Genomic DNA, 25,805 nt, shown 5'->3' with positions numbered 1-25,805 from the left:
ATCGCGCAAGTACCCGACCCCTGAGCCCGCCCAAACGTTGACGTCTTGGCCCATGACATGGGGCGATACAGGGAGCGTCCCACACCGGGCCCGGGGAACGGGTGTTCGTGGTCGCCCAGGGGGTGGGGCGTACGCTTGACGGTCGACCCTCCGTGAGGGACGCCGCCGGTCAGCCGGTGAGACAGCCGCCCTGGCCCGTGAGGTGAGGGTTACCACCCGGTAGAGATGACGTTTCGCCGCCAGCGGTACACGATGGAGGCGGCGCGACACAGCAGAGCAGACAACTCACAGTGAAGGAACAGCGTGGCTTCCGGATCAGATCGCAACCCGATCATCATTGGCGGCCTTCCCAGCCAGGTCCCGGACTTCGACCCTGAGGAGACTCAGGAGTGGCTTGACTCGCTCGACGCCGCGGTCGACGAACGAGGCCGGGAACGGGCCCGCTATCTCATGCTCCGGCTGATCGAGCGCGCCCGTGAGAAGCGGGTGGCCGTGCCAGAGATGCGCAGCACGGACTACGTCAACACCATCGCGACGAAGGACGAGCCCTACTTCCCCGGCGACGAGGAGGTGGAGCGGAAGGTCCTGAACGCCACCCGGTGGAACGCGGCGGTGATGGTCTCCCGCGCCCAGCGCCCCGGGATCGGCGTGGGCGGGCACATCGCCACCTTCGGCTCCTCGGCCTCCCTCTACGACGTCGGCTTCAACCACTTCTTCCGCGGCAAGGACGGCGGCGACGGCGGCGACCAGGTCTACTTCCAGGGGCACGCCTCACCCGGCATCTACGCCAGGGCGTACCTGCTGGACCGGCTCACCGAGCAGCACCTGGACGCGTTCCGGCAGGAGCGGTCCAAGGCCCCCTACGGGCTCTCCAGCTACCCGCACCCGCGGATGATGCCGGACTTCTGGGAGTTCCCCACGGTCTCCATGGGGCTCGGCCCGATCAGCGCCATCTACCAGGCGCGGATGAACCGCTACATGCACGCCCGCGGGATCGCCGACACCTCGAACTCGCAGGTCTACGCGTTCCTCGGCGACGGCGAGATGGACGAGCCCGAATCGCTCGGCCAGCTGGCGCTGGCGGCGCGCGAGGGCCTGGACAACCTGACGTTCGTCGTCAACTGCAACCTCCAGCGGCTCGACGGCCCGGTGCGCGGCAACGGCAAGATCATGCAGGAGCTGGAGTCCCAGTTCAGGGGCGCCGGCTGGAACGTGATCAAGCTGGTGTGGGACCGCAGCTGGGACCCGCTGCTGGCGCAGGACCGGGACGGCGTCCTGGTCAACAAGCTGAACACGACGCCCGACGGCCAGTTCCAGACGTACGCCACCGAGACCGGCGGCTACATCCGCGACCACTTCTTCGGCGGTGACCAGCGGCTGCGCGACATGGTCTCCGGCATGACCGACGACCAGATCCTGCACCTGGGGCGCGGCGGCCACGACCACCGCAAGGTCTACGCGGCGTACCAGGCGGCCAAGGAGCACAAGGGCCAGCCCACGGTGATCCTGGCGCAGACGATCAAGGGCTGGATGCTGGGCCCGAGCTTCGAGGGCCGCAACGCCACCCACCAGATGAAGAAGCTGACGGTCGAGGACCTCAAGCGCTTCCGCGACCGGCTGCACCTGCCGATCCCCGACAAGGACCTGGAGTCCGGCCTGCCGCCGTACTACCACCCGGGCCGGGACTCGGAGGAGATCCAGTACATGCACGACCGGCGCCGCGAGCTGGGCGGCTACGTGCCGACCCGCGTGGTGCGCGCCAAGCCGCTGCCGCAGCCGGGCGACAAGGCGTACGCCGCCGTCCGCAAGGGCTCGGGGCAGCAGCAGGTGGCCACCACGATGGCGTTCGTGCGGCTGCTGAAGGACCTGATGCGGGAGAAGGAGATCGGCAAGCGGTTCGTGCCGATCGCGCCGGACGAGTACCGCACCTTCGGCATGGACTCGCTCTTCCCCTCTGCGAAGATCTACAACCCGCTGGGGCAGACCTACGAGTCCGTCGACCGTGAACTGCTGCTCTCCTACAAGGAGTCGCCGACCGGCCAGATGCTGCACGACGGGATCACCGAGGCCGGCTGTACGGCCTCCCTGATCGCCGCCGGCTCGGCCTACGCCACGCACGGCGAGCATCTGATCCCGGTCTACGTCTTCTACTCGATGTTCGGTTTCCAGCGCACGGGTGACCAGTTCTGGCAGATGGGTGACCAGCTGGCGCGTGGCTTCGTGCTGGGCGCGACCGCCGGCCGCACGACCCTGACCGGCGAGGGCACCCAGCACGCCGACGGCCACAGCCACCTGCTGGCGTCGACCAACCCGGCGTGTGTCGCCTACGACCCCGCCTACGGCTACGAGATCGCGCACATCGTGCGGGACGGCCTGCGGCGGATGTACGGCGAGAACGCCGAGGACGTCTTCTACTACATGACCGTCTACAACGAGCCCATCAACCAGCCGGCGGAGCCGGAGGGCGCGGACATCGAGGGCATCCTCAAGGGGCTGCACCGGGTCTCCGTGGGCGAGGGCGACGGCGTGCCGGCGCAGATCCTCGCCTCGGGCGTGGCCGTGCCGTGGGCCCTGGAGGCCCAGGGCATCCTCGCCGAGGAGTGGGGCGTGAAGGCCGACGTCTGGTCGGCCACCTCGTGGAACGAGCTGCGGCGCGACGCCGTGGACGTCGAGGAGCACAACCTGCTGCACCCGGAGGAGGAGCAGCGGGTGCCGTATGTCACCACGAAGCTCCAGGGCGCCGAGGGTCCGTTCCTGGCCGTCTCCGACTGGATGCGCGCCGTACCCGACCAGATCGCGCGGTGGGTGCCCGGCACGTACCAGTCGCTGGGCGGCGACGGCTTCGGCTTCGCCGACACCAGGGGCGCGGCCAGGCGGTTCTTCCACATCGACGCGCAGTCGATCGTGCTCGGGGTCCTCACCGAGCTGGCCAAGGCCGGGAAGATCGACCGTTCGGTGCTGAAGCAGGCCATCGACCGGTACCAGCTGCTCGACGTCTCCGCGGCCGACCCGGGTGCGGCGGGCGGCGACGCGTGACGCTGGGCTGGCTTTGAGCGGTGGGCTGGGGCCCGGGCGTTCCGCCCGGGCCCCAGCCCGTTCCCGGCCCCGAAGGCGCGCGGGGAACCGCGCGAGCGACCCCGTGCCGGGGTAACGGCGACAGCCCACCCAGCCACGAAGCTCCGTAGTCGACCAACCCCCGCCACCCATGCACCGGGCAGTTCCCCGCGCCCCCAAGCAGGCCGCCACCTGCCGCACGCGAACCCGCACCTCACCGCGAACGCCCACCCACCCAAGGGGCGCGGGGAACTGCGCGAGCAACCCAAAACCGGGCCGAGGACGACAACCCACCCAGCCACGAAGCTCCGTAGTCGACCAACCCCCGCCACACAGCATTCGCGCAGTTCCCCGCGCCCCCAAGCAGGCCGCCACCTACCGCACGCGAACCCGCACCTCACCGCGAACGCCCACCCACCCAAGGGGCGCGGGGAACTGCGCGAGCAACCCACCACCGGGCCGAGGACGACAACCCACCCAGACCGGCAAGGTCAGTAGTCGACCAACCCCCGCCACACAGCATTCGCGCAGTTCCCCGCGCCCCCAAGCAGGCCGCCACCTACCGCACGCGAACCCGCAGCCGACCGACCACGCCCACCACAACCAGGGGCGCGGGGAACTGCGCGAGCAACCCACCACCAGGCCGAGGACGACAACCCGCCCAGACCGGCAAGGTCAGTAGTCGGCCGACCCCCGCCCCGGGGCCGGGGGCCCGCGCCCGTACGCTGGGGCGCGATGTCGCATTCGTTCGGTTCGCACCTCCGCCCGCCGCCCCCCGACACCGCGCACCCGCTGCGGCGGGTGGTGCTGGTGCTCGCCGTGACGTTCGCCGTGCTGGTCGCCGCCGGCTGGCTGGTGAACGCGCGGGCGACCGAGCCAGGGCCGTTCGAGCGCCAGCTGGCGCAGTGGTCCCAGGCGTCCCTCGCCGGCCAGCCGCTGCCGGGCCCCGAGGCGTCGGCCGAGCGGGTCGCCGCCTTCTTCGCCGCCCTCGCCCCCGCCCGCGCCCACGAGCTGGCGGAGCGCTACCCGCTGGTGGTGGGCAATCTGCCGGGCGCGCCCGTTCCTCTGCGGTACGAGGCCAACCGGCTGGCCGTGGAGGACGCCGCGGCCGTCGAGGCGCGCCGCGCCACCGACGGCGGGCTCTCGGGCGACGGCCGGCGGGAGGCGCGGCGGCGGACGCACCGGCTGGAGTCGCTGCTGGAGGAGGGGCGGCAGATCCTCGCGTTCGACCCGTCGGGGCGCGGCCGGGTGGCCGAGGTCATCGGCGACCTGACCGAGGCGGAACGGGTCTCCCTCGTGGTGCCCGGCGTCGACACCGAGCTACTGACCTTCGAACGCACCGAGGGCCGTTGGGCCGCGCCCGCCGGGATGGCGCGCGCGCTGCACGCCGAGGAGGAGGCGCGCGCCCCCGGCGCGCGCACCGCGACCATCGCGTGGGCCGACTACGAGGCGCCCCGCGGACTGACGATGTCGGCCGCCACCGCGGGCAGCGCGGAGGAGGGCGCGCGCCGGCTGCTCGACACGGTGCGCGGGCTGCCGGGCGGCGCGGAGGTGGCGCTCTTCTGCCACTCCTACGGCTCCGTGGTCTGCGGGCTGGCCGCCGACGAACTGCCGCGCCGGGTCACCGACATAGCCGTCACCGGCAGCCCGGGGATGCGCGCCGCGCGCGCCGCCGACCTGGGCACCTCCGCCCGGGTGTGGGCGATGCGCGCCGAGGACGACTGGATCGAGGGGGTCCCCCACGTCTCCCTCGGCCCGCTCGGCCACGGCGACGACCCGGTCTCGCCCGGCTTCGGCGCCCTGCCGCTGGCCAGTGACGAGGGCGGCCACGACGGCTACTACCTCCCGGGCTCGGCCAGCCTGCGCAATCTCGCGCTGGTCGGCAACGGCGAAGCCACGCCCGAAGGTTGCGCTCCGGAGGCGAACGACTGCGAAGCGCTCGAAACGTGCCTCGGAGCCCCGGAATCCGGCCCGCAAGGGTGACGCGAACACACCCATCCGAGGGAAGCCCTTTCGCCGTCGGCGCCCCTTACGATGACCCGCATGGGTGATGTGCTGGCCGGAATCCACTCCACTTGGGAGTTCGACACCGACTCCGTGCTCATCCGCTTCGAACGGGGGATACGCACGCCGAAGCTCTTCCAGACGCTGGGCGAACGACGCATCCCGTACGAGGCGTTGAGTTCGGTCGAGCTGGCCCCCGGGTCCCGCAAGGGCACGGTGGTGCTGCACGCGTTGCCGCGCCCCGGTGCCGACCCGCTGGTGGAGGCGGCGGCCGGGCAGCTGCGGCCCGCCGCCGACCCGTACCGGCTGGTGCTGCCGGCCGAACGGGAGTCGTTGGCCTCGTACTACGCGGGCGAGCTGCGCGCGGCGCTCGGTCCCGAGGCCGGCGACGAGGCCGACCGGCACCTGGTGGCGGCTCCCGCGGCGCCGCTCCAGTTCAAGGCGTACGACGGCAAGGTCTCCTTCGACGGCAAGGTCGTCGGCTTCCGCTGGTTCTGGACGGGTGCCTCGTCGGCCAAGTGGAAGGCGGGCGACCAGAGCTTCCCCGTCGGCGAGCTGGCGGGCGTCGAGTGGAGCTCCCCCGAGACCAGCGGCGGTCATCTGCGGCTGCTGCGCCGCGGCCCGGACGGGGAGCCCGAGCGGGTGGACCGCGGCGAGGTCGACCAGGACCCGGCGGCAGTGGTCTTCGGCCCCGGCTACGGGCTGGTCCACGAGTCGCTGCCGCTGGCCGCCGCGGTGCTGGAGGCGGTCAGGGCCGGCGAGCCGGACGACCTCGCGCCGGTCGACAGCGGCGCCGGCAAGCGCCGGGCGGCCCCCGGCGACATAGCCGACCGCATCCGGCACCTCGGTGAGCTGCGCGACGCGGGCCTGGTCACCGACGAGGAGTTCACGGCGAAGAAGCGGGAACTGCTGGCCGAGCTGTGAGCCGGCCTCGCCGGACGCCGGCTACGCGGGTAGTTCCTCCCCGCCAGACGCCGCCGGCGGCGTCTCCGCGTAGATCCCGATCTTGAAGTCCAACACCGAGAGCGTGCTCTGGAGTTCGGCCACCCGCCGCACCACGTCCTCGCGCGTCGCGACCAGCAGCGCCAGCCGCTCCGGGTAGGTGTGGTCGCCCTCCCGCAGCAGGTCCGCGTAACGCACCATGTCGGCGACCGCCATCCCCGTCAGCCGGAGCTTGCCCACGAACGCCAGCCACTCCAGGTCGTGGTTGTGGTAGCGCCGCTGCCCCGTGTGCGAACGGTCCACGTGCGGCATCAACCCGATGCGTTCGTACCAGCGCAACGTGTGCACGGACAGGCCGGTGTGCCGCGCCACCTCGCTGATCGTGTACCGGTCCTGCCCGGTCGGCTGGGGGAACGGCCGGTCCACGGAGGCACACAGATCGACCATCTCGTCTTCGGCCTCACCCTCGGCTCGGGCGTCAACTCGGGTGTCAGCTTCCGGCTCTGCGTGGGTCACGGTCATGCGTCCACGCTAGAACGTTGGAGTGGGCTCCAGGCAAGACCGGGCGGGCGCGGACGGACCGGCCCGGGAACGAGCCCGGACGGCCGGCGGCGGTGGGGCGAACGTTACGCTCGGTCGTATGCGAAGCCTTGCGATGGTGGACGAGTGGCCGGTCGAGACCGTGGCCACCGGCGTGGTCAGGAGCGACGGCACGGTTCTGGGCCGACACGGCCCGACGGACAGGGTGTTCGCGCTGGCCTCCGTCACCAAGCCGCTGACCGCCTACGCGGCGCTGATCGCGGTCGAGGAGGGCGCGATCGAGCTGGACGAACCGGCCGGCCCCGAGGGCTCGACCGTCCGCCATCTGCTGGCCCACGCCTCCGGGCTCGCCTTCGACGAGCCGAAGGTGATGGCCCCGCCCGGCGAACGCCGCCTGTACTCCAACGCGGGCTTCGACGTGCTGAGCGACCATCTCGCGAAGGCCGCCGGAATGCCGTTCGCCGAGTACCTGCGCCAGGCGCTGTGCGAGCCGCTCGGCATGACCGCCACCGAGATTCCCGGCTCCCCCGCGAAGGACGGCCGCTCCTCGGCCGACGACCTGCTGCGGTTCGCCGCGGAGTTGCAGAGCCCCCGGCTGCTGGCGCCCGAGACGCTGGACGAGGCGACCTCCGTGGTCTTCCCCGGCCTGAGCGGCGTCCTGCCCGGCTTCGGCCACCAGCGCCCCAACGACTGGGGGCTCGGGTTCTCGTTGCGCGACCACAAGTCCCCGCACTGGACGGGGCGGAACTCGTCGCCACGCACGTTCGGCCACTTCGGCCAGTCCGGCACGTTCCTCTGGGTGGACCCGGACGCGGGCGCGGCCTGCGTCACCCTCACCGACCGCGCGTTCGGCCAGTGGGCGGCGGAGGCCTGGCCGGCGTACACGGACGCGATCCTGGCCGAAGTGGCCGGCTAGCTGTTCTGTCCGGGGAGGTTGTCCTCGCCCCGGTGGCCGGTTGCCCGCGCAGTTCCCCGCGCCCCTGGTTGGTCGTGGCGAGCGCACCCCGCACCAGCGACGAGCCGCGGACGACCACGAAGCCACGCCGGCAAGGCGAGTGGACGCCCTCAGGGCCGGCGGTCGGCCGGTTCCGCGAGGGACCAGAGGAGGGCCTCCAGGCCCTCCTCCCCCGCCCGCAGCGCGAACGCCCCCGCGGCCAGCCGCACGCTGTCCCCCTCGTACAGCCGCTCGCCGTCCAACGCGCCACTCCCCCGCGTCAGTCGCAGATGCAGCAGCTCGCCGTCGCCCGCCGCCAGCGCCGCGTCACCGCGCAGCAGCCGCAGCGTCCCTTCCGTGCGCGGCAGCGTGTAGGGGGTGTCAGGGGCGAACCCGCGCACCACCTCGTAGTCGGGCGGGCCGCCCGGCCGGTCCGCGACCAGCCACATCTGCGCGAACCGCAGCGGGCGGCGGCCCTCGTTGCGTTCGCTGTGCTGGACGCCGGAGCCGGCGGTGAGCCGTTGCAGGTCGCCGGGGCGGATCACGGTCCGCGTGCCGTCGGCGTCCTCGTGCGTCAACTCGCCCTCGATGACCCAGCTGACGATCTCCACGTCCCGGTGCCGATGGGGCGGGAACCCCGCGCCGGGGGCGAGACGTTCCTCGTTGCAGGCGGTCAACTGGCCCCAGCGCACGTTGTCCGGGTCGTAGAACGGCCCGAACGAGAAGGCGTGCCGGGTGTCGACGCCGGTCGCGGGGTCGCCGCCGGCGTAGCGGTCGGCGGCGCGGAGGACACGGGGCGGGATGGGCGACATCCGGCCACGGTAGCGCTCCGCGCGGGGAACGCGGGGGTGCGTGAGGACCCCCCGGGTATGGACGGCGAGGAAATGAGGCAGGCTGGTCCCCGTGTCCGATGCCGATGCGAAGAAGTCCCACGCCGCCACCGTTCGCCGTCTCGAACAGTCCTCGGGCAAGCTGGCAGCCGCCGCGATCGCGCGGATGGACCAGCAGCTGCCGTGGTACCGCGCCATGCCCCCGGAGAACCGTTCCTGGATCGGGCTGGTGGCCCAGGCGGGCATCGCCGCCTTCACCGAGTGGTTCCGGCATCCGGACGCGCCGCAGGCGATCAGCACCGATGTCTTCGGCACCGCCCCCCGCGAGCTGACCAGGGCGGTCACGCTGCGGCAGACCGTGGAGATGGTCCGCACCACCATCGAGGTGGTGGAGACCGCGGTGGACGAACTCGCGCCGCCCGGCAGCGAGGTGGCGCTGCGCAACGCGCTGCTGGTGTACGCGCGGGAGATCGCGTTCGCCACCGCGCAGGTCTACGCCCAGGCGGCGGAGGCGCGGGGCGCCTGGGACGCGCGGCTGGAGTCGCTCGTGGTCAACGCGGTGGTCTCCGGCGAGGCGGACGAGAGCGACGTGTCGCGCGCCGCGGCGCTGGGCTGGCGGACGCCGGAGCACGTGGTGGTCGTGCTGGGCAGCGCGCCCAACGGGGACAGCGAGCTGACGGTGGAGGCGATCCGCAGGGCCGCCCGCTACGCGAAGATCCAGGTGCTGACGGGGGTGCTGGGCAAGCGGCTGGTGGTGATCGCCGGCGGCAGCGACGACCCGTTGCAGGTGGCCAGGGCGCTGATCGGGCCGTTCGCCGCCGGGTCCGTGGTGGCGGGGCCCGTCGTGGGCGACCTGCTGTCGGCGACCCGTTCGGCGAGCGCGGCGGCGGCGGGGCTGCGGGCCTGCGCGGCCTGGCCGGACGCGCCGCGTCCGGTGCTCGCCGACGACCTGCTGCCGGAGCGCGCGATGGCGGGCGACCCGGCGGCGCGGACCCTGCTGGTGGAGGAGATCTACAGACCGCTCCAGCAGGCCGGCTCGGCGTTGCTGGAGACGCTGAGTGTCTATCTGGAGCAGGCGAGCAGTCTGGAGGGTGCCGCCAGAATGCTGTTTGTGCATCCCAACACCGTTCGCTACCGCCTGAGACGTGTGACTGATGTCACCGGATGGCCTCCTTCAGACGTCCGGTCGGCCTTCACACTGCGCGTCGCCCTGATGCTCGGCCGTCTCGCCGACGGAGATGCGGTCTCCTGACAGTTGGAGGCTCTCTACAATTCCGACGACCGTTCTTGGTTCTCGCCACCACCGGTGGCGGACCCCTCACCCGGGAGAGAGTGAGAAGGTGCTCGTACTCGTAGCCCCCGGCCAGGGCTCCCAGGCCCCTGGCTTTCTGCAACCGTGGCTCGAACTTCCTGGTGTGGCCGACCGCCTCGGCGAGTGGTCCGAGATCGCGGGCGTCGACCTGGTCCACTACGGGACCGAGGCCGACGCCGACGCGATCCGGGACACGGCCGTGGCGCAACCGCTGCTGGTCGCCGGCGCGTTGCTGTCCGCCGGCGCCCTCTTCGGCGACGACGCGGTGCCGGAGCCGGCCGAATGCCTCGACGCGATCGCCGGCCACAGCGTGGGGGAGCTGCCAGCCGCCGCGATCGGCGGGGTGATCTCCGAGAACGAGGCGATGGCGCTGGTGGCCCGCAGGGCGAGCGCGATGGCCAAGGCCGCCGCCGTGACCGAGACCGGGATGTCCGCCGTGCTCGGCGGCGATCCGGCCGACGTCGAGGCGAAGCTGGCCGGGCTGGGCCTGGTCGCGGCGAACAACAACGGCGGCGGGCAGCTGGTCGCCGCCGGCACCATCGAGCAGCTGGCCGCTCTGACCGAGGACAAGCCCGAGGGCGCGCGCGTCATGCCGCTGAAGGTGGCCGGCGCCTTCCACACCACGTACATGGCGCCCGCCGTCGCCGAGATGGAGGAGGCCGCCGGCGGTCTCACCCCGGGCGACCCCCGGGTGCCGTTCGTCTCGAACGCCGACGGCGCGGTCGTCGGGGACGGCGCCGAGGTGCTGCGCCGGCTGGTGGCGCAGGTCTCCAGCCCGGTCCGCTGGGACCTGTGCGTGGACACCTTCGCCGAGTTGGGCGTCACGGGGCTGGTCGAACTGCTGCCCGGGGGCACCCTGTCCAGCCTGGCGCGCAGGAACCTGCCGGGCGTGGCACGGGCCGCCATCAAGCGCCCCGACCAGCTGGAGGCGGCTCGCACGCTCATAGCCGAGCACGCGCACAAGTCCCCCGAAGCAGCCGAATAAGGAGTCCGGACATGCCCCCCGCCTCACTCAGGGCCAGCCGAGGCGCGCCGTTCGCGCGGCTGGCCGGCGTCGGTGGCTATCGGCCATCCCGCGTGGTGCCGAACGAGGAGATCCTGCGTCACATCGACTCGTCGGACGAGTGGATCAGGTCGCGTTCCGGGATCGTGACCCGGCACTGGGCCGGTCCCGACGAGACGGTCGCCGAGATGGCGCTCGCCGCCTCGGGCAAGGCGATCGCCAGCGCCGGGATCACCGCCGAGCAGATCGAGGCGGTGGTGGTCTCCACCGTCTCGCACTTCTCGCAGACCCCGGCGATCGCCACGGACATCGCGCACCGGCTGGGCACCGACAAGGCGGCGGCGTTCGACATCTCGGCCGCCTGCGCCGGCTTCGGCTACGGGCTGACCGTCGCCAAGGGCCTGATCGTGGACGGCAGCGCCGGCCATGTGCTGGTGATCGGTGTGGAGCGGCTGTCGGATCTGACGGACCGCACCGACCGTTCCACCGCGTTCCTCTTCGCCGACGGTGCCGGCGCCGTCGTGCTCGGCCCGGCTCAGGCGCCGGCGCTCGGGCCGACGGTCTGGGGCTCCGAGGGCGACAAGTCCCAGGTCATCCGGCAGACGGTGCCCTGGGACGAGTACCAGCCGGGGGACAAGTTCCCCGCGCTGCGGCAGGAGGGCCAGACGGTCTTCCGCTGGGCGGTCTTCGAGATGGCCAAGGTGGCCCAGCAGGCGCTGGACGCCGCCGGGATCACCGCGCAGGACCTGGACGTCTTCATTCCGCACCAGGCCAACATGCGGATCATCGACTCGATGGCGAAGACGCTCAAGCTGCCCGAGCATGTGGCGGTGGCCCGGGACATCGAGTTCTCGGGCAACACCTCAGCCGCCTCCATCCCCCTCGCGATGGAGCGGATGCTGGAGACCGGTCAGGCGAGAAGCGGCGACACCGCGCTCGTCATCGGCTTCGGGGCGGGGCTGGTGTACGCGGCCACGGTCGTTACCCTCCCCTAGCGAGGACCGGAGAACGAGGACCCACCGCTTGACCGGGTCCACCCGACGGTCCCCACGGACCACCAACCATTGCGGTACCCCACCGCAGCACACGAAGGAGCGCCGTCATGGCTGCCAGCCGGGAAGAGATCATCGCCGGTCTCGCCGAGATCGTGAACGAGATCGCCGGTATCCCCAACGACGAGGTGACCGAGGAGAAGTCGTTCACCGACGACCTCGACGTCGACTCGCTGTCCATGGTCGAGGTGGTCGTCGCCGCCGAGGAGCGCTTCGGCGTCAAGATCCCGGACGACGACGTCAAGGGCCTCAAGACGGTGGGCGACGCGGTCGGCTACATCGCCACCCACCAGAGCTGACGGGCGCCAGCGCCCTCGGCAGACGCGCTGTTCGCCACCCTTCGCGGGTGGCGGCGGCACCATCCCCGATCTAGCGGAGTAAGAGAACTGTGAACGCGACCAATCGCGCGGTGGTTGTCACCGGAGTCGGCGCAACCACACCGCTGGGTGGCGACAGCGCGACCACCTGGGAGGCCATGCTCGCCGGTGAGTCCGGCGCGCGGTCGTTGACCCAGGAGTGGGCGGCGGAGCTGCCGGTCACCTTCGCCGCCACGGCCGCGGTCGATCCGACCGAGATCCTGCCCCGGCCGCAGGCCCGCAAGCTGGACCGTTCCGCCCAGTTCGGGCTGATCGCGGCCAGAGAGGCATGGGCCGACGCCGGTTTCCAGGGCAGGGCCGGAGAGGACGCGCCGGTCGACCCCGACCGGCTGGGCGTGGTGCTGGCCTCCGGCATCGGTGGTGTGACCACGCTGATGGACCAGTACGACGTGCTCAAGGAGAAGGGCGCGCGGAAGGTCTCGCCGCACACCGTCCCCATGCTCATGCCGAACAGCCCGTCCGCCAACGTCAGTCTGGACGTGGGCGCGCGCGCCGGCTCGCACACCCCGGTGAGCGCCTGCGCCTCGGGTGCCGAGGCGGTGGGCTACGCGGTGGAGATGATCCGCACCGGCCGCGCCGACATCGTGTTGGCCGGCGGCACCGAGGCGTGCGTGCACCCGCTGCCGATCGCGGCCTTCGCCAACATGATGGCGATGTCCAAGAACAACGACTCCCCCGCGACGGCCTCCCGGCCGTTCGACACGGACCGCAACGGTTTCGTGCTGGGAGAGGGTGCCGGCCTGGTGGTGTTGGAGTCCGCCGACCACGCGGAACGGCGCGGCGCGCGGGTCTACTGCGAGATCCTGGGCCAGGGCCTCTCGGCCGACGCCCACCACATCGCGCAGCCGGAGCCGACGGGCCGCGGCATCGCCGTGGCGATGCGGCACGTGCTGGAGAACACGGACCTCAAGCCGGAGCAGCTGGCCCACGTCAACGCGCACGCCACGTCGACGCCGCAGGGCGACCTGGCCGAGCTGAAGGCGCTGCGCGAGGTGTTCGGCGACAACCTGGACCAGATGGCCATCTCGGCGACCAAGTCGATGACCGGCCACCTCCTGGGTGGCGCCGGCGGTGTGGCCGCCGTGGCCACCGCCCTGGCGCTCCACCACAGGACGGCGCCGCCGACGATCAACGTGGACCACCTCGACCCGCAGGTGGACGCGGACATCGTCATCGGCAAGCCGAGGGAGCTGCCCAGCGGCACCATCGCCGCGCTCAGCGACTCGTTCGGCTTCGGCGGGCACAACGTGGTGCTCGCGATGCGCACGGTCTGACCTACGGCGGAAGCCGTCCGCCTCGCCGGCGCGGCACCGCGGTTCCCCGCGCCCCCTAGCCGCCCACCGGCGCGCCGGGGCGCGGGGAACCCACCACCGGGCTCACGCCGACAACCCACCGGCCCACGAAGCTCCGTAGTCGACCGCGCCCCGCCACGAATGCACCGCGCAGTTCCCCGCGCCCCCAAAGCCGCCCACCGGCCCCGAAGGGGCGCGGGGAACTGCGCGAGCAACCCACCACCGGGCCGAGGACGACAACCCACCGAACCACGAAGCTCCGTAGTCGACCAACCCCCGCCACACAGCATTCGCGCAGTTCCCCGCGCCCCCAAAGCCGCCCACCGGCCCCGAAGGGGCGCGGGGAACTGCGCGAGCAACCCAACACCGGGCCGAGGACGACAACCCACCGCGACCGACCAGGACCGCTGTCGACAGACGGCCCCGCGGCCAGCGGCTACGCGTCGAAGCTCGCGTAGTACGAAGCCGCCATGTCCCGCCCCCCGTGCCCCTGCGCCGACGCCCGGTCCAGGCGGTCCAGCCCGGCGGACGCCACGTCCAGGCGGACGCCGGCCCGTTCGCCGGCCTCGACGATCAGCCGGGCGTCCTTCCGCGCCGTGTCGACGGCGAAGCTCGCCGGCAGGTCGCCCGCCTCGATGGCCGCCGCCTTGGTCCGCAGATAGCCGAGGTCCAACGGGCCGCCGGCGACGGCCTCCAGGAAGTCGGCGGAGTCGACACCCAGCCCGTGGGCGAGCGCCATCGCCTCGGCCGTGCCGTGGGTGACGGCCAACACCCAGCTGTTGCAGACCAGTTTGAGCCTGGTCGCCGCCCCGGGAGTGGTGCCGAGCCACAGCGTGCGGCTGCCGATCGCCGCGAGCACGGGCGCGAGGCGCCCCCTGGTCTCCTCCGGTCCGGCGGCCAGCACGGTGAGCATGCCCGCCTCGGCGGGCTGGCGGGTGCCGAGGACGGGGGCGTCGACGAGGGTCAGGCCGTGGGCGTCGGCGAGGGCGAGGAGGCGGTCCAGCCCGTCGAGGCCGGCGGTCGAGCACTGGAGCCAGACCGCGTCGGGCGCGAACGCGCCGGCCGCCCGCGCGATCGCCTCCGCGGCGGCCTCCCCGTCGTGCAGCACCGTGAGGACGACGCCGGCGCCGGCGACCGCGTCGGCCGGGGTGTCGGCGACCCGCACGCCGTGTTCGGCCAGCGGCTCTGCCTTGGCGCGGGTGCGGTTCCAGACGCGCACGTCGAGGTCGGCGCGGCAGAGGTTGCGGGCCATCGCGGCGCCCATGATGCCGGTGCCGAGGACGGCGACCGAGGTGGCTTCGGTCGCGGAGGGAGCGGAGGGAGCGGAAGAGGTGGCGGGGGCGGAGGGCTGGGCTGAGCTGTCGGTCATGGCCGGAACGCTAGAGCCTGTCCGCCCCATCTCGTCGGATCAGCGCGCGCCCCGCGTGGAACCCCCGCCCGGACGGGTTCAACTCCGCGCCGGCGTCGCCCCGTTGACCGGTCGAACGCGAGCCGGCGGAGGCCGTCACCGAGCCGCCTGGGGCCGCGGCGCGGCTCAGACGACCTGGTGCAGCCAGCGCACGGGCGCGCCCTCGCCCGCGTGGCGGAAGGGCTCCAGCTCGTCGTCCCAGGGCTTGCCCAACAGGCGGGCGATCTCCGCCTGGAGGTCGCTCTCGCCGGCGGCGGCCCTGGCGGCGGCGGCGCGCAGTTGGTTCTCGCGGATCATGATGTCGCCGTGCGGCCCGGTGACGGCGTGGTAGATGCCGAGGTCGGGGGTGCAGCTGTAGCGTTCGCCGTCGGCGCCGGGGCCCGGGTCGGCGGTGACCTCGTAACGCAGCAGGTGCGAGCCGTGCAGCGCGGAGGCGAGCTGCGAGGCGGTGGCCGCCTCGCCCTGCCAGGACAGCTCGGCACGCCAGGTGCCGGGGGAGGCGGGCTGTCTGGTCCAGTCGAGCCCCACGCGGCTGTTGTCGAGGACGGCGGCGACGGCCCACTCGATATGGGGACAGAGCGCGCGGGGGGAGGAGTGCACATACAGAACACCACGTGTCGTCATCGGGACCTCCACTTCCCAACCTGCGCCCGCGCCGCGCTTCCGGCCGCCCCACCCGTGACCCCGACCGCGCACGAACAGTAGCACCAATTACCGTCGTTTCTCGGCAAAGCGGACAGCGTGTGACGTGCGGTCATCTCTTAGCCTTGGTGGTGGCACACACCCCGGCGCTGCCCGCGCCAGGACCAAGCTACCGCCCCAGGCGCCCCCTTCCGGGCCACCCCTGGGCCGGATGGCGGTGCCACGCCCGAACAGCGGGAGACCGAGGGAGTAACCATGAACGTCCGACTCCGTGTTCCGCTCGCCTCACTGGCTCTCTCCGCGCTGCTGCTGGGCTGCACTTCGGCCGGTCAGGAGACCGAAGGCGGCACCGACGGGGAGGGTGACGCCTCCTCGGGCGCCGGGGCGCCCGAGGCCCGGGAGGAACCCGAGCCGGAGTGGAACACCGAACCCGCTTCCATAGCGGCGATGGGTGACTCCATCACCCGCGGCTTTGACGCGTGCTCACTGTTGGCCGACTGCCCCGAGGTGTCGTGGGCCACGGGCACCGACGACGAGGTGGACAGCCTCGCCCGGCAGCTGCTCGGCGCGGAGGCGGTGGCCGACAGCTCGTGGAACGTGGCGGAGTCGGGGGCGGTGATGGCCGACCTGCCGGCGCAGGCCGTCGAGGCGGTCGCGCGCGGGCCGGAGTTGGTGACGGTGCTGATCGGCGGCAACGACGCCTGCGCGACGGACGTCTCGGAGATGACGCCGGTGGCGGAGTTCAGGGCCGACTTCACGGAGACGCTGGCGGTGCTCAGGGAGGGCCTGCCGGAGTCCGGGGTCTATGTCTCCAGCGTGCCCGACCTGGAGCGGCTGTGGTCGGAGGGCCGGGGTTCGATGCTGGCGCGGACGGTGTGGACGTTGGCGAACATCTGCCCGTCGATGCTGGCGGACGCCGACGAGCAGGGGGACGAGGCGACCGCGCGCCGCGGTGAGGTCAGCGAGCGGGTGCGGGCGTACAACGAGGCGCTGTCCGAGGTCTGCGCGGCGGACGTGCTCTGCCGCTACGACGGGGGCGCCGTGTACGACTACGACTTCACCCGGGACCACATCAGCGACTGGGACTGGTTCCATCCCAACCGCGAGGGCCAGTCGACGCTCGCCGCGCTCGCGTACGAGGAGGTCACCAGGGACCCGGTCGAGTAGGGCCCGCCCCCGCCCGGCCGCCCCGCCGGCCGCCCTACCGGTCGTCGGCGAGCTTGCGCGCGATGCGGCCGAGGGCCGCCAGCTCGTCGGGGGTGAGGCGGTCGACGAAGTGGCGGCGCACGGAGGCCGCGTGGGAGGGGGCGGCCTCCCGCAGCGTGTCCCAGCCGGTCGGGGTGAGGACGAGCAGGCAGCCCCGGCCGTCGGCGGGGTCGGGGGCGCGGCTGATGAGCGCGCGGGCCTCCATCCGGGAGGCGTGCCGGGAGAGGCGGCTGCGCGACCAGCCCATCTTGGCGGCCTGTGCGCGCAACGTGCTGGTGCCGTCGGGGCGTTCGGAGAGGGTGCTGAGCACCTCGTAGTCCGGCTCGGACAGGCCGAGCACGGCGAGGTCCCGTGCGGTGCGGACCTGGACGGCCGTGACCATGCGCAGATACGCCCGCCAGTCGCGTTCCTGGTCGGGTGCGAGCCAGTCGACGGGGGCGCCACCTTCGTTCGTTGACATGGAACCAAGCTATCGGTAATTTCGTTTCCATGACAACGAAACGCCCGCGTGTTCTCCTCCTGACCACCAGCACCCGCCCCCACGCCCTCGGCCCCGCCGTCGGGCGGTGGCTGGCCGACGCGCTCGCGCCCAGCGCCGAGGAGCTGGGCGTCGACCTCGTGCCCGTGTCGATCGGCGAGCTGGACCTGCCGTTCCTGGACGAGGAGGAGCACCCCGCGACCGGCGTCCACCACCACGAGCACAGCCGCCGCTGGAGCCGGATGGTCGACGACGCGGACGGCTTCGTGGTCATCACCCCGGAGTACAACTTCGGGATGCCGGCGACGCTGAAGAACGCCCTGGACTATCTGAGCCCGGAGTGGGCCTGGAAGCCGGTCGGCTTCGTCAGCTACGGCCACACCTCGGCCGGCACCCGTGCCGTCCAGCACGCGAAGCAGGTCGTGACCGCCCTGCGGCTGGTCCCCCTGGGAGCCACCGTGGCGCTGCGGATCGCGGACGCGATGCGCGGGGACCGCCTGGACCCCGACGCGCGCCATGTGGACGCGGCGCGCGGGATGCTGGCCGAGCTGACGCGGGTCTCGCGGGCGCTGGCCCCGCTGCGTGAACGCGCGCGGGCGACCTCCGTCGAGGGGCCGCTCCCCGGCTCCTACGCGCGCCGGCTCGGCCCGGACGACGCGCCCGAGGTGACCGTGTTGCAGCGCTGCTGCTGGCTGGAGGAGGCGCTCGCCAACGACACGTGGAAGATCCCCGCGCTCCACGAGACGCCGGCCGACGTGCGCGGCTGGCTGGAGGACTGGCACGCCATCGGCCTCTGGCGGGACGGCCGGCTCCTGGGCATGGTCCGCACCCGGCGCACCGGGACCGATCTGCACGTGGGACGGCTCGCCGTCGCCCCCGACCTGCGCGGGCTGGGAGTGGGCCGTTGGCTGCTGGGCCAGGCCGAGCGGAGCGGCGAGGGCCACAGCCGGATCGTGCTGTCCACGGGTGCCACCAGCCACCGCAACCTCTCCCTCTACCAGCGCCAGGGCTATGTCCCGCTGGCCGAAGCCCACGAGGAGGGGGTCACCGGCCTGGCCAAGCCCGTCGCGCCCTGATCCGGGCCGCCCCGGGGCGGCCCGGATCGACGCCCCGGCCGGGAAGCCGCGCCGGGGCACCACCCGCCATCCCCAACCCCCGTCAGAGGAACCGCTCCGCGCCATTGACGGCGCAACGCCGGGGTGGTTACGTTCTGCTCAGCATTTCGAACGTATGACGAAATACCGAACAGGCGGAGGTCCAGGCCGTGCGCATCACCGGTATCAGCACCCATGTCGTGGGCACCCCGTGGCGCAATCTCACCTACGTACAGGTCCACACCGACGAAGGACTGACCGGCGTCGGCGAGACACGGATGCTGGGCCACACCGACGCACTCCTGGGTTACCTCAGGGAGGCCGAGGTCAACCATGTCGCCGGCTCCGACCCGTTCGCCGTGGAGGACCTGGTCCGGCGGATGAAGACCGGGGACTACGGGCGCGCGGGCGAGATCGTGATGTCCGGCATCGCCTGCGTGGAGATGGCCTGTTGGGACATCAAGGGCCAGGCGCTCGGGGTGCCGGTCTGGCAGCTGCTCGGTGGCAGGGCCGACGCCTCGGACAACCGGGTCAAGGCGTACGCCAACGGCTGGTACACCGTCGAGCGGACCCCCGAGGCGTTCCACGAGGCGGCGAAGACCGTGGTGGACCGCGGGTATCTGGCGCTGAAGCTGGACCCGTTCGGCACCGGGAGCTTCGAGCTGGACCACGCGGAGACCGTTCGTTCCCTCTCCCTGGTCGAGGCGGTGCGGGACGCGATAGGGCCCGAGCGCGAGCTGCTGCTGGAGATGCACGGGCGGTTCAGCCCGGCGACGGCGATCCGGCTGGCGCGGGAGCTGGAGCCGTTCGCCCCCTCCTGGCTGGAGGAGCCGGTGCCGCCGGAGAACCTGAAGGCGCTGAAGAAGGTCGCGGAGAAGACCACGCTGCCGATCGCGACCGGCGAGCGCATCCACGACCGGATCGAGTTCCGGGAGCTGTTCGAGTCGCAGGCGGCCGACATCATCCAGCCCGATCTGGGGCACCTCGGCGGCATCGGCGAGATGCGCAAGCTGGCCGCGACGGCCGAGACGCACTACGTGCTGATGGCGCCGCACAACGTGGGCGGCTCGGTGCTCACCGCCGCGAGCCTCCAACTGGCCGGCTGCACACCGAACTTCAAGATCCTGGAACACTTCAACGACTTCGCGGACGCGGAGATCAAGAAGGTCGTCCGGGGCGCGCCCCAGGTGGTGGACGGCTACTTCACGCTCTCCGAGGAGCCGGGGCTCGGCGTCTCGCTGGACACGGACGCGGCGGCCGAGTTCCCCCAGCAGCAGGCCAGGTTCGACCTGTGGGCCGAGGGCTGGGAGAAGCGCGAGGGCAGCGGGGAAGGCACGCGGTGAGCCGGCCGGTGCGCAGCGTCCTGGTCGAGCGGCCCGGCGCGTTCCGGCTGGTCGAGGGCCCGGCGCCGGAGCCGGGCCCCGGCGAAGTGCGGGTGGCGGTGCACGCGGCCGGGGTGTGCGCCAGCGACCGGGAGCTGTTCGACGGGACCCGGCCGGCCGAGTACGTGCGCTACCCGGTGGTGCCGGGCCACGAGTGGTCGGGCGTGGTCGAGGCGGTGGGCGAGGGCGTGGACCCGGCGCTGGTCGGGCGCGGCACGGTGGCCGAGGGCTTCCGCGCCTGCCAGCGCTGCGAGCGCTGCCGCTCGGGCGAGCCGACGCTGTGCACCACGGGGTACGCGGAGACCGGCTTCACCGAGCCGGGCGCGTTCGCCGACCAACTGGTCGTGCCCGCCCGGCTGTTGCATCTGCTGGCGCCCGAGGTCGACCTGACGTCCGCCGCGCTGCTCGAACCGGCGGCGGTGGTCGCCGCGGCCGTGCTGCGCGCCGCGCCCAGGGCGGGCGAACGGGTGGCGGTGCTGGGCTGCGGCACGTTGGGGCTGCTGGCGGTCCAACTGCTGGGCGCCTCCACGCCCGTCGAGCTGCTGGCGGTCGATCCCCGGGCGCGCCCGCGGGAGTTGGCCGCCGAGCTGGGCGCGAGCCGCGCGGTGGCGCCCGACCGGCTGGACGGCGAACGGGGCGGGTTCGACCTGGTGTTGGAGACCGCGGGGGCGCCCGGCACGGCCGCCGACGCCTGCGGGCTGGCCCGCAGGGGCGGCCGGGTGGTGCTGACGGGTGTGCCGGAGCCGGGCGCGCGGGGCCTCGACCCGGTGGAGCTGCTGGTCAACCAGCTGTCGGTGCACGGCGTCTTCGGCGCCCCGCCGGCCGCCTGGTCCTACGCTGTGCACTGCTTCAACCACGGTCTGCTGCGCCCCGAGAAACTCGTCTCGCACCAGCTTCCCCTCACGTCGTTCGGGGAAGCGATGAGACTGGTCGGCAGCGGCGATCCCGAGGTGGGCAAGGTGCTGCTGAGGCCCGGGGCGCGCTGAGGCCCGGCGGGCCCCCGGCGGCAGCGTCGCCGCCTACCCAACCGAACCTTGATCGAGATACCGAACGATCGCACGTCTGGAGCATCGTGTCTGACCCCGCCGCCCCCTCCTCCCGCCCCGGCGACGCCGCGCTGGCAGCGCTCGGCTACGCGCCGCCGGTCGAACTCCCGTCCGAGACCTCCCCGCACGCCTTCCCCGACGGCGGCTCCTGGCGCACCGAGATACCGTCGGTCGAGGGTCCCGAGGCGCTGGCCACGGTGCTCTCCGAGGCCGCCAGGCTGGACGTTCCGGTGCACCGGATCAGCCAGGGCAGCGGCGTGTGGATGCTGACCGACGCCGAGATCACCGAGATGGTGGACGCCTGCGCCGCCGCCGGCGTCGAGCTGTGCCTCTTCACCGGCCCCCGCGGCACGTGGGACATCGGCGCCGCGACCCGCACCGCCTCCGGCGGCGGCGGGCTGCGCGCCCGCGGCCAGCGCGCGGTCGCCGGCTGCGTCGAGGACGCGCTGCGCGCGACCGCGCTGGGCGTGCGCTGCCTGCTGGTCGCCGACGAGGGCGTGCTGTGGACGCTCCACCGGCTGCGCGCCGCCGGCGAGTTGCCCGCCGACACCACCTTCAAGGTCTCCGCGCTGATCGGCCCGGTCAACCCGGTCGCGGTCTCCGTCCACGAGGGCCTGGGCGCCGACTCGGTCAACGTCCCCTCGGACCTGACGCTGGAGCACCTGGCCGAGATCCGCCGGGTGACCCGGGTGCCGCTGGACTTCTACCTGGAGGCGCCGGACGACCTCGGGGGCTTCGTCCGGATGCACGAGACCGCCGAGCTGGTGCGGCGCGGGGCGCCGATCTACCTCAAGTTCGGCCTGAGCAAGGCGCCGGCGATCTACCCGTACGGCGCCCATCTGCGGGACGTCACCCTCGCCTCGGCCAGGGAACGCGTCCGCAGGGGCCGGCTGGCCCTGGACCAGCTGGCCAGGATCGGCGCCGACGGCGGCATGTCGCCGCTCGGCTCCCGGCTGCCGGGAACGCTGCGCCGTTTCCCTTCCGAAACCACACAGCACACTCCGACCACTTCCCACCCACCCGTCGACACCCCATCCTCGAACGGCAACACCAGCACAGCGGACGAGGTGTCACCCGTCGAAAGGACGTGACCGTCACATGTCTCGTGCACGAGCCGCTACCCGCACCCTCGCGGTCGTCGCCGCCCTCACCCTGCCACTGGCCGCCTGCGGCCAGGACTCGGGCGGGGGTGGTGGTCGCGACGACGACGCCGAGGGGGGAACCGTCGGCATCGCGATGCCCACCAAGTCCTCGGAACGGTGGATCGCCGACGGCGACAACGTGGTCTCGCTCTTCGAGGAGGCCGGCTACGAAGCGGACCTCCAGTACGGCGAGAACCGCGTCGAGAACCAGATATCCCAGATCGAGAACATGATCGCCAGGGGGCACGACCTGCTGGTGATCGCCGCCATCGACGGCTCCTCGTTAGGAAACGTCCTCCAGCAGGCCGCCGACGCCGGCATCCCGGTGGTCTCCTACGACCGGCTGCTGCTGAACTCGGAGCACGTCGACTCCTACGCCACCTTCGACAACAGCAAGGTCGGCGAACTCCAGGGCCAGTACATCGTGGACGCGCTCGGGCTTGAGGAGAACACGGACGAGGCGTTCAACATCGAACTCTTCGCCGGCTCGCCCGACGACAACAACACACGTTACTTCTTCGAGGGCGCCATGAGCGTCCTCGACCCGTATCTGGAGAGTGGTCAACTCGTCGTCCGCAGCGGGCAGACCGAGATGAACGAGATCACCACCGAGCGCTGGGACGGCGGCATCGCCCAGAACCGGATGGACGACCTGCTCACCGCGCACTACCGGGGCGAGCCGCTGGACGCGGTGCTCTCCCCCTACGACGGCATGTCCATCGGCGTGCTCTCCGCCCTCCGCAGCGTCGGCTACGGCTCGGGCGACCGGCCCTTCCCCGTGGTGACAGGCCAGGACGCCGAGTTGGCCTCCGTGAAGTCGATCGTCCTGGGCGAGCAGACCCAGACCGTCTACAAGGACACCAGGGAACTCGCCAGGCTGGCCGTCGCGATGGGCGACGCGCTGCTCTCCGGCGAGGAACCCGAGGTCAACGACACCGAGAGCTACGACAACGGCGTCAAGGTGGTCCCCGCCTACCTGCTGGAACCGGTCAGCATCGACGCGGACAACTACGAGCTGCTGATCGAGGAGGAGTACTACACCGAGGCCCAGGTGAACGGCTGAGGCGGGGCGGAGACAGGGAGCACGCCATGACACAGCACGTGCTGGAGATGCGCGGCATCACCAAGTCCTTCCCCGGGGTCCGGGCCCTGGACGGGGTCGACATCTCGGTGCGCGCCGGCGAGGTGCACGCCGTCTGCGGCGAGAACGGCGCCGGCAAGTCGACCCTGATGAAGGTGCTCAGCGGGGTCCATCCGCACGGCTCCTACGGCGGAGAGATCCGCTTCGAGGGGGAGCTCTGCGCGTTCCGCGACATCCGTGCCAGCGAGCGGCACGGCATCGTGATCATCCACCAGGAGCTGGCGCTCGTCCCGCAGCTGTCCATCGCGGAGAACATCTTCCTGGGCAACGAACGCGCCGCGCGCGGCGTGATCAGCTGGTCCTCCACGCTGGTGGAGACCGAACGGCTGCTGCGCCGCGTCGGGCTCGACGAGCGGCCCGGCACCCGCATCGCCGAACTGGGCGTCGGCAAGCAGCAGTTGGTGGAGATCGCCAAGGCGCTCGCCAAGCGGGTCAAGCTGCTGATCCTCGACGAGCCGACGGCCGCGCTCAACGACGAGGACAGCCGCAAGCTGCTCGGGCTGATCGGCGAACTCCGCGACCAGGGCATCTCCTGCATCCTGATCTCGCACAAGCTCAACGAGATCCGGCAGGTCGCCGACACGGTCACGGTGCTGCGCGACGGGCGTTCCATCGAGACGCTCGCCGTCCGGGGCTCCGTCGGCGGGCCGGCCACCGTCAGCGACGAGCAGCTGATCACGCGGATGGTCGGGCGTGAGCTCGACCAGTTCTACCCCGACCGCACCCCCTACACCGGTGAGCGCGCCGGACAGGTCGCGCTCACCGTGCGGGACTGGACGGTGCGGCACCCGGTGGACACCGGCAGGACCGTGGTGGACTCCGTCTCGTTCGAGGTGCGCCACGGGGAGATCCTGGGCATCGCGGGGCTGATGGGCGCCGGGCGCACCGAGTTGGCGATGAGCGTCTTCGGGCGCTCCTGGGGCCGTTACGTCCGCGGCTCCGTGGAGCTGCACGGCCGGGAGGTCTCGACGCGGACGGTGGCGGAGGCCGTCGGACACGGCATCGCCTATGTCACGGAGGACCGCAAGACCTACGGGCTCAACCTGATCGACACCATCAGCCGCAACATCTCGCTGGCCGCCCTCCCCCGGATGGCGCGGCACGGTGTGGTGGACGCCCACGGGGAACGGCGGGTCGCGGAGCGGTACCGCGGCTCGATGAACATCAAGGCCCCCACGGTCTTCGAACAGGTCGGCCGCCTCAGCGGCGGCAACCAGCAGAAGGTCGTGCTCAGCCAGTGGATCAACGCCGAGCCACAGGTGCTGATCCTCGACGAGCCGACGCGCGGCATCGACGTCGGCGCCAAGGCCGAGATCTACACCGTGATCGACCAGCTCGCCGCGCAGGGAAAGGCGGTGGTGGTGATCTCCTCCGAGCTGTCCGAGCTGCTGGGGGTCTGCGACCGGATCGCCACCATGGCCTTCGGCCGGATGACCGGGGTGCTGGACCGCGCCGAGGCCACCCAGGAGGGCCTGATGCGACTGATGACCAGGACCGACGTGGGCGCCGTCGACGCCACCGGCCGGCCCGTGACCGAAGAGAGCTGACATGAGCCAGACGACCCTCGGCAAGAACGCCGGGGACAGCCGGGAGCGGGACGGCGGGGGCACCTCGACGGCGCGCGCGTTAACCGGCCAGGCGCTCCGCGCGCTGCGCGACAACATGCGGCAGTACGGGATGGTGATCGCCCTGGTGCTGCTGCTGGGGCTCTTCCAGGTGTGGAGCGGGGGCGACATGCTCCTCCCCCGCAACGTCACCAACATCCTGCTCCAGAACGGCTACATCCTGATCCTGGCCATCGGGATGATGATCGTGATCATCAACGGCCATATCGACCTGTCGGTGGGCTCGTTGGCCGCGTTCACCGGGGCCGCGGCGGCCGTGATGATGGTCGACCACGACATGCCGTGGCAACTGGCGCTCTTCCTCTCGCTGTTGATCGGCGCGGTGGTCGGGGCGTGGCAGGGGTTCTGGATCGCGTACGTGGGCATCCCCTCGTTCATCGTGACGCTGGCCGGGATGCTGCTCTTCCGGGGCGCGACGCAGATCCTGCTGGACGGCCAGTCGATCTCGCCGTTCCCCGAGGGGTTCCAGGACATCAGCCAGGGCTTCCTGCCGGAGGTCGGCCCCGACACCAACTACCACAACCTGACCGTGCTGATGGGTGTGCTGGTCTGCGCGGTGGCGCTCTTCCAGGAGTGGCGGCAGCGGAAGCAGGCGCTGGCGTACGAGCTGCACGTGCTGCCGTTCCGGATGTTCCTGCTGAAGTGCGCGGCGATCGTGGCGGCGGTGCTGGCGTTCACCCTGACCCTGGCGAGCTACCGGGGCGTGCCGGTGGTGCTGCTGATCCTGGGCGGGCTGCTGGTGGTGATGGGCTATGTGATGCGCAACGCGGTGATCGGCCGGCACATCTACGCGCTGGGCGGCAACCGCGCGGCGGCGCAGCTCTCGGGCGTCAAGGACAAGCGCGTCACCATGCTGGTCTTCGTCAACATGGGCGTGCTGGCGGCCCTCGCCGGCTGTGTCTTCGCGGCCCGGCTCAACGCGGGAACGCCGGGCGCCGGCAACCTCTTCGAGCTGGAGGCGATCGCCGCCGCGTTCATCGGCGGGGCCTCCATGAGCGGCGGCGTGGGCACGGTGCTGGGCGCGGTGATCGGCGGCCTGGTGCTGGGCGTGCTCAACAACGGGATGTCCCTGGTCGGGATCAGCCAGGACGTGCAACAGGTGATCAAGGGCCTGGTGCTGCTGGCCGCCGTGGGCTTCGACGTGTGGAACAAGCGCCGGGCGCGTTCCTGAGCCTCCGGCCCGCGTGCGGCGAGCTTCCGCCCGACGCAGAGGAACGATCAGCTTCAAACAGAAGTAATCTCAATCCAAGCAACACGGCACAGTCAGCGACGCGACACCACGGGACTATCAGAGGAGCAGC

General features: G+C 72.2%; 22 protein-coding genes. 17 read left to right on the top strand and 5 right to left on the bottom strand.

What is annotated here, in order from left to right:
• Positions 1–303: 303 nt before the first annotated feature.
• The 3 genes from aceE (at position 304) to FH715_RS03595 (ending at position 5,982) form a co-directional block, all read left to right on the top strand.
• Complete coding sequence (gene aceE, locus FH715_RS03605; protein WP_139640564.1) at positions 304–3,036, top strand: pyruvate dehydrogenase (acetyl-transferring), homodimeric type; 2,733 nt, start codon at positions 304–306, stop codon at positions 3,034–3,036.
• A gap of 753 nt (positions 3,037–3,789) precedes the next feature.
• Positions 3,790–5,037: an alpha/beta hydrolase gene (locus tag FH715_RS03600; protein ID WP_139640562.1), complete on the top strand. Its 1,248-nt coding sequence runs from the start codon at positions 3,790–3,792 to the stop codon at positions 5,035–5,037.
• A gap of 60 nt (positions 5,038–5,097) precedes the next feature.
• Positions 5,098–5,982 carry a DUF4429 domain-containing protein gene (locus FH715_RS03595; RefSeq protein WP_139640560.1) on the top strand — a complete coding sequence of 295 codons (885 nt, stop codon included), beginning with the start codon at positions 5,098–5,100 and terminating at the stop codon, positions 5,980–5,982.
• A 21-nt stretch (positions 5,983–6,003) separates the two neighbouring features.
• Here the strand turns inward: FH715_RS03595 and FH715_RS03590 are convergent, their stop codons facing one another.
• Entirely contained in the window at positions 6,004–6,447 is a 444-nt protein-coding gene (locus FH715_RS03590) for a MerR family transcriptional regulator (RefSeq protein ID WP_139641007.1), read from the bottom strand.
• 193 nt (positions 6,448–6,640) lie between these two features.
• Between FH715_RS03590 and FH715_RS03585 the strand changes: the two genes are divergently transcribed.
• Positions 6,641–7,456, top strand: a complete 816-nt coding sequence (locus tag FH715_RS03585; protein WP_139640558.1) for a serine hydrolase domain-containing protein — start codon at positions 6,641–6,643, stop codon at positions 7,454–7,456.
• Positions 7,457–7,605: 149 nt separating this feature from the next.
• Here FH715_RS03585 and FH715_RS03580 read toward each other — a convergent pair whose 3' ends face one another.
• Positions 7,606–8,286, bottom strand: coding sequence for a pirin family protein (locus FH715_RS03580; RefSeq protein WP_139640556.1), 681 nt, complete (start codon positions 8,284–8,286; stop codon positions 7,606–7,608).
• Positions 8,287–8,377: 91 nt separating this feature from the next.
• Here FH715_RS03580 and FH715_RS03575 point away from each other — a divergent pair, with 91 nt between their 5' ends.
• From FH715_RS03575 to fabF, 5 genes are all read left to right on the top strand, one after another.
• The gene (locus FH715_RS03575; RefSeq protein ID WP_139640554.1) at positions 8,378–9,556 is read left to right on the top strand and encodes a PucR family transcriptional regulator; all 1,179 of its coding nucleotides are present in this window, start codon (positions 8,378–8,380) and stop codon (positions 9,554–9,556) included.
• An 88-nt stretch (positions 9,557–9,644) separates the two neighbouring features.
• Positions 9,645–10,601 carry an ACP S-malonyltransferase gene (locus FH715_RS03570; RefSeq protein WP_139640551.1) on the top strand — a complete coding sequence of 319 codons (957 nt, stop codon included), beginning with the start codon at positions 9,645–9,647 and terminating at the stop codon, positions 10,599–10,601.
• 11 nt (positions 10,602–10,612) lie between these two features.
• A complete protein-coding gene (locus FH715_RS03565) occupies positions 10,613–11,614 on the top strand; it encodes a ketoacyl-ACP synthase III (protein WP_139640550.1) in 1,002 nt (333 codons plus the stop codon).
• Between the two features lie 107 nt (positions 11,615–11,721).
• Positions 11,722–11,970, top strand: a complete 249-nt coding sequence (locus FH715_RS03560) for an acyl carrier protein (RefSeq protein WP_139640548.1) — start codon at positions 11,722–11,724, stop codon at positions 11,968–11,970.
• A gap of 89 nt (positions 11,971–12,059) precedes the next feature.
• On the top strand, positions 12,060–13,322 hold the full coding sequence (fabF, locus tag FH715_RS03555; protein ID WP_139640546.1) for a beta-ketoacyl-ACP synthase II: 1,263 nt from the start codon (positions 12,060–12,062) through the stop codon (positions 13,320–13,322).
• Between the two features lie 454 nt (positions 13,323–13,776).
• Here the strand turns inward: fabF and FH715_RS03550 are convergent, their stop codons facing one another.
• Positions 13,777–14,709 carry an NAD(P)-dependent oxidoreductase gene (locus FH715_RS03550; protein WP_139640544.1) on the bottom strand — a complete coding sequence of 311 codons (933 nt, stop codon included), beginning with the start codon at positions 14,707–14,709 and terminating at the stop codon, positions 13,777–13,779.
• Positions 14,710–14,874: 165 nt separating this feature from the next.
• On the bottom strand, positions 14,875–15,372 hold the full coding sequence (locus FH715_RS03545; protein WP_139640543.1) for a DUF3145 domain-containing protein: 498 nt from the start codon (positions 15,370–15,372) through the stop codon (positions 14,875–14,877).
• A gap of 273 nt (positions 15,373–15,645) precedes the next feature.
• On the opposite strand from FH715_RS03545, the gene FH715_RS03540 reads away from it, so the two are divergent.
• Complete coding sequence (locus FH715_RS03540) at positions 15,646–16,557, top strand: SGNH/GDSL hydrolase family protein (protein WP_139640542.1); 912 nt, start codon at positions 15,646–15,648, stop codon at positions 16,555–16,557.
• Positions 16,558–16,591: 34 nt separating this feature from the next.
• On the opposite strand, the gene FH715_RS03535 is transcribed toward FH715_RS03540, so the two are convergent.
• Positions 16,592–17,056 (bottom strand): MarR family winged helix-turn-helix transcriptional regulator, encoded by a 465-nt coding sequence (locus FH715_RS03535; protein WP_139640541.1) that lies wholly within the window; start codon positions 17,054–17,056, stop codon positions 16,592–16,594.
• 29 nt (positions 17,057–17,085) lie between these two features.
• On the opposite strand from FH715_RS03535, the gene FH715_RS03530 reads away from it, so the two are divergent.
• The 7 genes from FH715_RS03530 (at position 17,086) to mmsB (ending at position 25,675) form a co-directional block, all read left to right on the top strand.
• Entirely contained in the window at positions 17,086–18,150 is a 1,065-nt protein-coding gene (locus FH715_RS03530) for a bifunctional NAD(P)H-dependent oxidoreductase/GNAT family N-acetyltransferase (RefSeq protein WP_139640540.1), read from the top strand.
• Between the two features lie 188 nt (positions 18,151–18,338).
• Positions 18,339–19,511, top strand: coding sequence for a mandelate racemase/muconate lactonizing enzyme family protein (locus FH715_RS03525; protein WP_139640539.1), 1,173 nt, complete (start codon positions 18,339–18,341; stop codon positions 19,509–19,511).
• Complete coding sequence (locus tag FH715_RS03520; RefSeq protein ID WP_139640538.1) at positions 19,508–20,536, top strand: zinc-dependent alcohol dehydrogenase; 1,029 nt, start codon at positions 19,508–19,510, stop codon at positions 20,534–20,536. Before FH715_RS03525 ends, FH715_RS03520 begins: the two co-directional genes overlap by 4 nt.
• 86 nt (positions 20,537–20,622) lie before the next feature.
• The gene (locus tag FH715_RS03515) at positions 20,623–21,687 is read left to right on the top strand and encodes a hypothetical protein (protein WP_246108524.1); all 1,065 of its coding nucleotides are present in this window, start codon (positions 20,623–20,625) and stop codon (positions 21,685–21,687) included.
• 7 nt (positions 21,688–21,694) lie between these two features.
• The gene (chvE, locus tag FH715_RS03510; protein ID WP_139640537.1) at positions 21,695–22,801 is read left to right on the top strand and encodes a multiple monosaccharide ABC transporter substrate-binding protein; all 1,107 of its coding nucleotides are present in this window, start codon (positions 21,695–21,697) and stop codon (positions 22,799–22,801) included.
• A 26-nt stretch (positions 22,802–22,827) separates the two neighbouring features.
• A complete protein-coding gene (mmsA, locus tag FH715_RS03505) occupies positions 22,828–24,426 on the top strand; it encodes a multiple monosaccharide ABC transporter ATP-binding protein (RefSeq protein ID WP_139640536.1) in 1,599 nt (532 codons plus the stop codon).
• A gap of 1 nt (position 24,427) precedes the next feature.
• The gene (gene mmsB, locus FH715_RS03500; protein ID WP_246108523.1) at positions 24,428–25,675 is read left to right on the top strand and encodes a multiple monosaccharide ABC transporter permease; all 1,248 of its coding nucleotides are present in this window, start codon (positions 24,428–24,430) and stop codon (positions 25,673–25,675) included.
• The last annotated feature ends 130 nt before the right edge of the window (positions 25,676–25,805 follow it).

The organism is Streptomyces sedi, assembly GCF_006335015.1.
In the GTDB taxonomy this organism is placed as follows: domain Bacteria; phylum Actinomycetota; class Actinomycetes; order Streptomycetales; family Streptomycetaceae; genus Streptomyces; species Streptomyces sedi.
The sequence above is the reverse complement of the archived record's forward strand: the minus strand, read 5'-3'. Positions and strand labels throughout refer to the sequence as shown.